The organism is Xanthobacter autotrophicus ATCC 700552 (assembly GCF_043194565.1).
Taxonomy (GTDB): domain Bacteria; phylum Pseudomonadota; class Alphaproteobacteria; order Rhizobiales; family Xanthobacteraceae; genus Xanthobacter; species Xanthobacter autotrophicus_F.
Genome location: NZ_JBAFVS010000050.1, coordinates 1 through 8,713 on the forward strand (window position 1 = coordinate 1; position 8,713 = coordinate 8,713).

General features: G+C 64.5%; 5 protein-coding genes and 4 pseudogenes. 2 read left to right on the forward strand and 7 right to left on the reverse strand.

What is annotated here, in order from left to right:
* Nucleotides 1–183: 183 nt before the first annotated feature.
* Nucleotides 184–453 (forward strand): annotated as a pseudogene (locus V5F48_RS24625) (ISAs1 family transposase); the annotation flags it as partial.
* On the opposite strand, the pseudogene V5F48_RS24630 reads toward V5F48_RS24625, so the two are convergent.
* The 7 genes and pseudogenes from V5F48_RS24630 to V5F48_RS24660 all read right to left on the reverse strand — a co-directional run.
* Nucleotides 429–840, reverse strand: a pseudogene (locus V5F48_RS24630) (transposase); the annotation flags it as partial. The pseudogenes V5F48_RS24625 and V5F48_RS24630 overlap by 25 nt on opposite strands.
* Before the next feature lie 122 nt (nucleotides 841–962).
* Nucleotides 963–1,109, reverse strand: coding sequence for a hypothetical protein (locus V5F48_RS24635; protein ID WP_394260598.1), 147 nt, complete (start codon nucleotides 1,107–1,109; stop codon nucleotides 963–965).
* Between the two features lie 154 nt (nucleotides 1,110–1,263).
* On the reverse strand, nucleotides 1,264–2,016 hold the full coding sequence (locus V5F48_RS24640; protein WP_394260599.1) for an SDR family oxidoreductase: 753 nt from the start codon (nucleotides 2,014–2,016) through the stop codon (nucleotides 1,264–1,266).
* Between the two features lie 8 nt (nucleotides 2,017–2,024).
* Nucleotides 2,025–3,458: an aldehyde dehydrogenase family protein gene (locus V5F48_RS24645; RefSeq protein ID WP_394260600.1), complete on the reverse strand. Its 1,434-nt coding sequence runs from the start codon at nucleotides 3,456–3,458 to the stop codon at nucleotides 2,025–2,027.
* Between the two features lie 90 nt (nucleotides 3,459–3,548).
* Nucleotides 3,549–4,640 carry an isopenicillin N synthase family dioxygenase gene (locus V5F48_RS24650; protein WP_394260601.1) on the reverse strand — a complete coding sequence of 364 codons (1,092 nt, stop codon included), beginning with the start codon at nucleotides 4,638–4,640 and terminating at the stop codon, nucleotides 3,549–3,551.
* 988 nt (nucleotides 4,641–5,628) lie between these two features.
* Nucleotides 5,629–6,847 (reverse strand): annotated as a pseudogene (locus V5F48_RS24655) (IS91 family transposase).
* Nucleotides 6,848–6,859: 12 nt separating this feature from the next.
* Entirely contained in the window at nucleotides 6,860–7,741 is an 882-nt protein-coding gene (locus V5F48_RS24660; RefSeq protein WP_394260602.1) for a tyrosine-type recombinase/integrase, read from the reverse strand.
* A 161-nt stretch (nucleotides 7,742–7,902) separates the two neighbouring features.
* On the opposite strand from V5F48_RS24660, the pseudogene V5F48_RS24665 reads away from it, so the two are divergent.
* A pseudogene (locus V5F48_RS24665) lies at nucleotides 7,903–8,705 on the forward strand (IS5 family transposase).
* Nucleotides 8,706–8,713: the final 8 nt, after the last annotated feature.

The window sequence follows — 8,713 nt, forward strand, 5'->3', positions numbered from 1 at the left end:
TACTCAGCCTCGATCTCATCCTCGCATACCGCGCTCTGTAATCAGCGTTGAACAGTCCTGGCGGGAGAGGGCTCCGCCGAACTCCAGGACGACGGCACCATCGAGATCGAGTTCACCTACCACGACGGTGACGACGTGATCCTCAAAGCCGTCCGCGAGCCGACTTCTTCAACAGCCTGCTAGGTCGGCTCCCTCACGAAGTTCGGCCCAGATATCGTCGCTGTCGATGGCAAGACGCTGCGGCGCGCCTATCAGGAAGGCGGGGGCAAGGCGCCGATCCACATGATCTCGGCGTGGTCGAGCCGGCAGCGGCTGGTGCTGGACCACGCCAATGTGGCGGAGAAGTCCAATGAGATCACTGCCATCCCTGAGCTCTTGAAGGCGCTGACGCTAAAGGGGGCGATTGTCACCATCGACGCCATGGGCTGCCAGATGGAGATCGCGATGCCGATTTTCACCCTGGCGCGTGCAATGCCGATCGTCCGAACGACGAGGCCCATCGGACCCTTCTGACGGGCGAACGCATGCTCGACAGCGCCGGACTTTCGATTTCTACGCGTTGGCGATGCGCATGCGATCGGGCATCGGCCGACCCGGCGGCTTCTGGTGATGAATGCGCAAGACGAACCGGCGCCGCGCCAGCATCGCTTTGTTCTTCTCCGACTGATAGGCCGTGTCCGCCCAGACGTCGATGGCCGTGTTTGTCCGATCCAGCACGTCTTTGAGACGCGCCCCGTCGTACGCGGCGGCATTCGTCGTCATCCAGTTCCGGATCAGGCCGAAGCCGCGGTCGATCGCAACATGATTCCTGGAGCCGAACGCCGGAATCGCGAGGTCGACCGAAGGCAGGCTGCCGTAGCGCCGGCACAAGGCCACGAAAAGTCGAACAGCCCTCGGATCGGGCATCGAGAACTGCATCTCCACCGCATGATCCTGACGGCCGATCTCGGCAAGCCGGGCCTTCAGCCGCTCGCTCTCCGCTCCGGCCGCTTGCCGGCGGCCCCTGCGCCGAGATACAGCGCTTCGACCTTGCGAAGGTTCTCGCGCAATGTTCTTCGATGCCGATCATCCGTCGCCGACCATTGTTGCGGTTCAAACAACGGCAGCATTCCCCGCCGCAGCCGTCAACGTGACCTCCCCTTCACTCCACAAACCTGTCCGTCAAGGTGGGCAATTCGCGGCGGCTACTTTCAAGAATGATGTCGCTCATGTTGCGCGATCACCCGGAGGCCAAGAAGAAGCGAGGTGCATGCCGGGCCGCCGTCAGATGGAACGCCCGCCGTCCACCGGCATCTCGATACCGGTCAGGAAGCGGGCTTCCTCGCTGGCCAAGAACACCGCGGCATTCGCCACGTCAACCGGGTCGCACATCCTTCCCAGGGGAATCGTCGAAACAAAGCGAGCCCGATTCTCGGCAGTGTCCGCCACACCCATGAAGTCCTGAAGAAGGCCCGTGGGCGCCATGACCGGGGAAATGAGGTTGACGCGGATGCCATCCGGCGCCAGCTCGACGGCCATGGATTTCGTCATCACCTTCACGGCCCCCTTCGAACCATTGTACCAGGTAAGGCCGGGGCGCGGGCGGATACCGCCAACGGAGCCCACGTTGATGATCACCCCGTCCTTCTTCTCTTTCATCAACGGGACCACCGCGCGTGTCATGTGGTAAATCGATTTGACGTTGACCGCGAACACGCGATCGAAGGTCTCTTCGTCGACCTCCAGCATCGACTGGTTGCGGTGCGTGGTGCCCGCGTTGTTGACCACGATGCTGGGCACACCGAAGCGTTCCACGCAACGGTGGACCATGACCTGCACCTGGTCGAACCGGGTCACGTCGCACGCCACGGCGCTCGCGTTGTCGCCCAGTTCCGCGGCGATCCCGCGCGCCGCTTCGAGGTTGACGTCGGCAAGAATCACCTTCGCATTCTCCTTGATGTAGGCCCGCGCGATCGCCGCGCCGAATCCGCTGCCTGCGCCGGTGACGATCGCGATCTTGTTGCTCAATCTGGACATGATCTTCCTTATTCGTAGTGCTGAACAATTGTCTTGGTGGAGCTCATCTCTTCCAGGGCGAGCAGCCCTTTCTCGCGGCCATAGCCGCTTTTCTTGACACCGCCAAACGGCAGCTCGACACCCCCGCCCGCACCGTAGCAATTGATAAAGACCTGTCCGCTGGCGATGCGCTGTGCCATGCGCGCCTGGCGGCTGCCGTTCTCCGTCCAGACGCCGGCGACGAGGCCGTACTCTGTGGCGTTGGCCAGTTGCACCGCGTCGTCCTCGTCCTTGAACGGCAGGACCGACAGCACCGGCCCGAACACCTCCTGGCATGCCAGGCGGTGTTCGCGCGGCACCGGGCCGAACAGCACGGGTTTGACGAAGAAGCCTTCGCCGGGAATCCCGGGCGCCAGGCTGCCTTCGGCCAATTTGGGCACGCCCATGCCGACGGCGTCGGCGATGAAGGCGCTCACGCGCTGGTGGTGCCGGGCATTGATCAAAGGACCGCAGTCGAGGTCCATCTCCGGCGTCCCGACCTTCAGCGCCTCGAAGCTGGTGGCGATCGTCGCGACGAAGCGGTCGTAGATGCCTTCCTGCACGAGCAGGCGGCTGCCGGCGGAGCAGGTCTGGCCGGCGTTCTGGACCAAGGCTCGCACGATGATGGGCGCGGCCTTGGCCAGGTCCGCATCATCGAAAACGATCTGGGGCGATTTGCCCCCGAGTTCGAGCACACAGGGCACGTGGTGACGCGCGGTGGATTGCTGCACCTGAACGCCCACCTCGGGCGAGCCGGTGAACGTCGTGAAGTTGATGCCCGGATGCGCCGTCAACGCCGCGCCGGCCTCGGTGCCGTAGCCGGTCACGATGTTCAGCGCGCCGGATGGCAGCCCCGCCAGCATGGCCAGTTCAGCGAGCTTCAAGGCGCTCAGGCAAGCGTCCTCGGAGGGCTTGACCACGGCCGCGTTCCCCATCGCTAGCGCGGGCGCGAGCGTGCGCCCCATCATCTGCGCGGGGTAGTTCCACGGAATGATGTGGGCCGTGACGCCGTGGGGAATGCGAACGACGCTCACGTTGTAGCCATTCAGGTAGGGGATGGTCTGGCCGAGGATCTTGTCGGCCGCACCGCCATAGAACTCGAAGTAACGCGCCACCGCCTTGGCGTCCGCGCGGGCCACGGAAATGGGCTTGCCGGTATCGCGGGCTTCCAGCTCGGCCAGCGCCTCGCCATGGTCTAGGATGAGCTGCCCCAGGCGCTGCAGGATGCGGCCGCGCTCCGTGGCCGTCATGCGACCCCATGGGCCATCCATCGCGCGGCGCGCCGCAACCACCGCGAGGTCGACATCCGCGGCGCGGCCCCTGGCAATTTTTTCAAACACCTGTCCGCTGCAGGGATCGATGACGTCAATGGTGTCGCCCTCGAGTGCATCGACCCATCGACCGTCGATCAACAGTTTGCTCATGCATTACTCCTTCAAGTTGAGCCCATGGCATGGCGTCCGCCGCAGATCCGGCCCGCGCAGGCCGGATCTGCCTTCAACGGTGACGAACCCTCAAGCTTTAGAGGTCACGCCTTCAGGCTCGACGTCCTTCATGAAGTTGGGGTCGTTGTAGTGGTAAAGGTCGTCCAGGTAGGGCACGAAGAAGTCGTAGAAGGAGCGCGAGTCGTACTTCGCCTTTTCGCCCGGGCCGACGCACGACGGGATCGGGCCTAGGTTGGCGTCGTCGTCCGGGTAGAAGAAGAAGACCACCCCGTAGCGCTTCATCGGCGGGTTGACGACACGGTGTGGCGTGGCAATGAAGCGGTCGTTTGACAGGCGGTTGAGAACCTGCCCGGTGTTCACGATCAACGCGCCCTTGACGTAGCTGACCTTGAGCCACTCCTTCGAGGGTGTCATGACCTCCAGCCCTGGCACCGGCGTCATCGGCAGCAGCGTCAGGAAGCTGCCGTCAGAGTGCGGCGCGAGCGCGTACTGGCCTTCTTCCATCCCCTCTTCGGGGTGATAGTAGGCGCAGCGCAGGTAGTACTCCGGCGTCTTGAACATGCTCTCGAAGTAGTCGGCGGGAAGACCCAGCGCACGCGCATAGATAGGCAGCAGCTTGAGGGAGAGCTGCTCCATTGCGGTCACGTACGCGTCCAACGCCTTCTTGAATTCGGGCAGGCTGTCGGGCCACTGGTTCAGCCCACGGTGCCGCACATTGGCCAACACTTTCGGGTCGTCGGCGTTGCGGTTGCGCATGAACACCCAAGCGGCATTGGTGTCCTTCTTGGTATTGACCGCGATCTTCTCCATGATCGCGCTCGATTTCAGGATGGAGGACTTGGGTGGGAGATAGCCCTGGTGGTGGAAGCCGACCCGGTGCTTGAGCTTTTCCTCCATCGGAATCTCGAACAGCTTCTCGGTCTGGCGGAACGCTTCATCGATCAGGGACTGCGGGATGCCGTGGTTGACGATCGCAAAGAAGCCTAGGTTTTCCTGGATAAACTTCACATCCGAGGCCAGTTGCTCGAGCGCGCCGGGCGCACCCGCCAGATAGGGGCCCACGTCGAGCAATGGCAAATCCTTGCCGTCCGCAATCGACGCCCGAACGCCCGCCGAGGCCGTCACCTTGCTGTCGGTTTTCTCACTCGCTGATGTCGGCATGTTTCGTCTCCCTAGTTAGTGGGTGGTTGCAAAAATCATGGACCCTTCGGAGACCCGAAGGGCCTCTCCATCATTTCCAGAGCTTGCACTTGGACCCCACCTTGGACGCGAAAGCCTGGTCGCCCGGAATCATCTGGACCTCCTTGTAGTATTCCCAGGGACCCTTGGAAGCGGATCGGACAGCGCTCATTTATTTCATATATCCGAAATTAAGTTTATAATATGAAAATATAATTGGACAATATTGTCAACTGGCCGGCGGCGGTGTGCCAGGGCAATCGGGTGAATCTCCGCGTGACAAATCCCGCGAAGGCTGAATCTGTGGGTCAAACCGCCGCTTCCCGTTGCGAAGAACCTTGGTCACCCGAAGCGGCCCCGAAAGGCTCATGCCATTCAATGTCATTGTGTCCACAGTCTCCGTTGTGGACACAGAATCCCTCAATGCTCCGCCAATGAATAGGTGCAGGGATTTTCGCGCTTACGACCATGTGATAATATGCGTAAGCTTGATTCGTCTTTGGGCAAGCCTGATAGCAATGCGCTGGATTTCCTGAACTGACCAGCGGATCAGTGAATGCTCGTCTTTGTTCTGACTTTTGTTTTTGGAGGCGGCGCTTTGTTCGCGTGTTTTGAAGGGTTTCGGATGCCGGCCCGATCACGAGGGTGGGGCTGATCGCGCGGGCCGGCGTCGGAAAGCCTCCAGGGGAGGAAACCGCGGTCCGACGTGCACGACGGTCGAGGTCTTCGCGGCGCTATGGGGATTTTAGGCAGGGGTTGACGGGGGAGATCCTGATCGGGGGTCGGATATCCGGGCAGATGAGGGGGCCAAACCGCTCGGGTCGTGTGCGGGTCGTGGCGGCAGCGACATCTTTCCGGTGCCGCGATGATGATGGACGCGGCCTTGCCGATGGCAGAGCGCATGCGGTCCCGATGCCGGAGATGGCATTGCCTGCGACGAGACCCTGGTGCCGGGGAACAAGGTCGGTGCTCATGAGGTGTCGATCCTGATGGAGGCGGCGGGCCAGGTCTTCGGCGCCGAGCCCCGGGCGAAGGCCTCGATGATGGTCATGATGCCGGCGCAGCACCGGCAGCGCAGCGTGGCCTCTGCTTGTTTCGCTTCGGCGGGCAGGTCTTGACCTCGCGCAGGGCCGGCCTCCTCCTTCGCGAGAAGGGCGCGGATCCTGTCGATGTTGGCGGCGCGCACCGCGCTCGCAAACAGGCCGTAGTGCCGGATGCGGTGGAAGCCGTCGGGTAGGACATGGAGCAGGAAACGGCGGATGAACTCGTCCGCTGGGAGCGTCATGGCCTTGATCCAGCCATTGCCCGAGGTCTTGGCCCGGGCGCGATAATCCTTCCAGCGGAAGGTGACCCCACGGTCGTCCATGGCGATGAGCCGGCTGTTGGAGATGGCTACGCGGTGGGTATAGCGCGACAGATAGGCGAGCACCGCCGCGGGTCCCGCGAACGGGCGCTTGGCGTAGACCACCCACTCGGCGCGGCACAGGGGTGCCAGCATGGCGTCGAACGCTGCGGTCTCCGCCAGCGGGTCGAGGTCGCCGAAGAAGGCGAGCCGGCCGGCGGCATGCAGGGCGCGCAGCCCGTCGAGGAAGAGCCGCCGGAACAGGCGGGACAGCACCCGCACCGGCAGGAAGAACCGGGACCGGCCAGCGATCCAGCGGGAGCCGTCGGCAGACAGTCCCCCGCCGGGCACCACGGCATGGATGTGGGGATGATGGGTGGAGCGCCGAGCCCCAGGTATGGAGCACGGTGGTGACGCCGATGCGGGCGCCGAGATGCCGGGGATCGGCGGCGATGGTGGCCAGCGTCTCCGCCGAGGCTTTGAACAAGAGGTCGTAGACCGCCGCCTTGTTCTGATAGGCGATGGCGCCGATCGCGGCCGGCAGGGTGAAGACGAGATGATAATAGGGCACCGGCAAAAGCTCGGCCTGCCGGGCGGCGAGCCAGTCGCGTGCCGTCGCCCCTTGGCACTTGGGGCAGTGCCGGTTGCGGCAGGAGTTGTAGGCGACCTCCACATGAGCGCAGTCGGCGCAGCGCGACACGTGCCCGCCGAGCACCACCGTGCGGCAGGACCTGATCGCCCACATCACCTTCAGCTGGCCGCGGCTGAGATGCCCGGCATGGGCCCTCTCATAGGCATCGCCATGGGCGTCCAGGATATCCGCGACCTCGAGCGCAGGCCGCGCCATGAACCGGCCGGCCTACAAAGGCGGCGGCGTCAGCAAAGAGAGCGGGCTCTCCACCTCGCGCAGGGTCTTCAGGGCGACGCGAGTGTAGACGGCCGTGGTGTCGAGCTTCCTGTGGCCGAGCAATACCTGGATGACGCGGATATCGGTCTTGCGCTCGAGCAGGTGGGTGGCGAAGCTGTGCCGCAGGGTGTGCATGGAGACGCGCTTGTCGAGCCGGGCGGCGGAGGCCGCAGCCCTGCAGGCCCGGTCGAGCTGGCGGGTGGTGATGGGCTGGCCGGGATCGCGGCCGGGGAACAGCCAACCCTGCGGCCGGCGCTCCTTCCACCAGCGGCGCAGCAGGTCGAGCAGGTCGGGCGCGAGCATCACGTAGCGGTCCTTGCGCCCCTTGCCCTGCTCGACGCGGATCAGCATCCGGGCGCTGTCGATATCGGCGACCTTGAGGTGGGCCACCTCCGACACCCGCAGGCCGCAGCCATAGGCGATGCTGAGAGCGGCGCGGTACTTGAGGTTCGGCGCATGGGCGAGCAGCAGCGCCACCTCCTCGGTGCTGAGCACCACGGGCAGGCGCTCAGGGCTAGGGATCCGCGCCATCCGGTCGCCGAAGCCGGCCCAGCCCAGCGTGATGTGGAAGAAGAAGCGCAGCGCCGTGCAGGCAAGGTTCATGCGGGCATAGCTGGCGCCGAGGCTCGCCAGATGCAGCTGGTAGCGCCGCAGGTCCTCCGGCTCGGCCTGGTCCGGCGCCCGACCGAGGAAGGCGGTGAACTCGGCGACCTGGCGGACATAGTCCCGCTTGGTGTGCTCGCCGAACCGACGGATGGTCATGTCCTCGATCATCCGCTGCCGCAGCGGGCTGACGGCCGGCCGTGTGCTGGTGGGGTGCTCGGAAGCGTCCATGGGGCTCTCCAAAGGTTGAGAAACCCCGTGATCGTCCGCCCGCCTATGCCGGACGCCACATCGAAAACATCTGAAAACCGTCATGCAGGGCGGTTACCGCGGCAGCGGTTTAGAGCACCTAACAAAACCATTTGTTAACCATATCTGGCCGAGGCTTGGGCATGGCCAAGACGCTTTTGCCCGATGCCCTCTGGGCCGAGATCGCCCCGCTGTTCCTGCCGCGGCGCCACGCCCGAAGGGCGGGCGGCCGCGGGTGGAGAACCGCGCGGCGCTGATCGGCATCCTGTTCGTGCTGTACACCGCGATCGCGTGGGAGCGGCTGCCGTTCGAGGTGGCCGGATGTTCCGGGATGACCTGCTGGCGCCGGCTGCGCGCCTGGCAGGATGCCGGCCTGTGGGATGAGATCCATCGCCACATGCTGGAGCGCCTCAACCTTACCGGGGAGATCGACTGGTCGCGCGCCAGCGTGGATGCCTCATCCGTGCCGGCGAAAAGGGGGGCGACGAGATTGGTCCGAACCCGACCGACCGCGGCAAACCGGGCACCAAACGGCACATCGTGGTCGACCGAAAGGGCCTGCCCCTCGCCGTCGTCCTGACCGGCGCCAACCGCCACGACAGCATGGCGCTGACCACGGTGGTCGATGCGATCCACCCGGTTCGCCAACGGCGTGGCCGGCCCCGCAAGCGGCCCAAAAAGCTCCATGCCGACAAGGGTTACGACTTCGACCGGTGCCGCAAGGACCTGCGCAGGCGCCGCCATCACGCCCCGCATCGCCCGCTACGGCATCGACAGCAGCGAGCACCTGGGAAAGCACCGCTGGGTGGTCGAGCGCACCTTCGCCTGGATCAACCAGTTCCGGCGCCTCGCCATCCGCTACGAACGCCACGCCGACCTCTACCGCGCCTTCCTGGTCCTCGCCGCCGCAATCATCTGCTTCAGAGCCATCAGCAGGTTTTGTTAGGTGCTCTT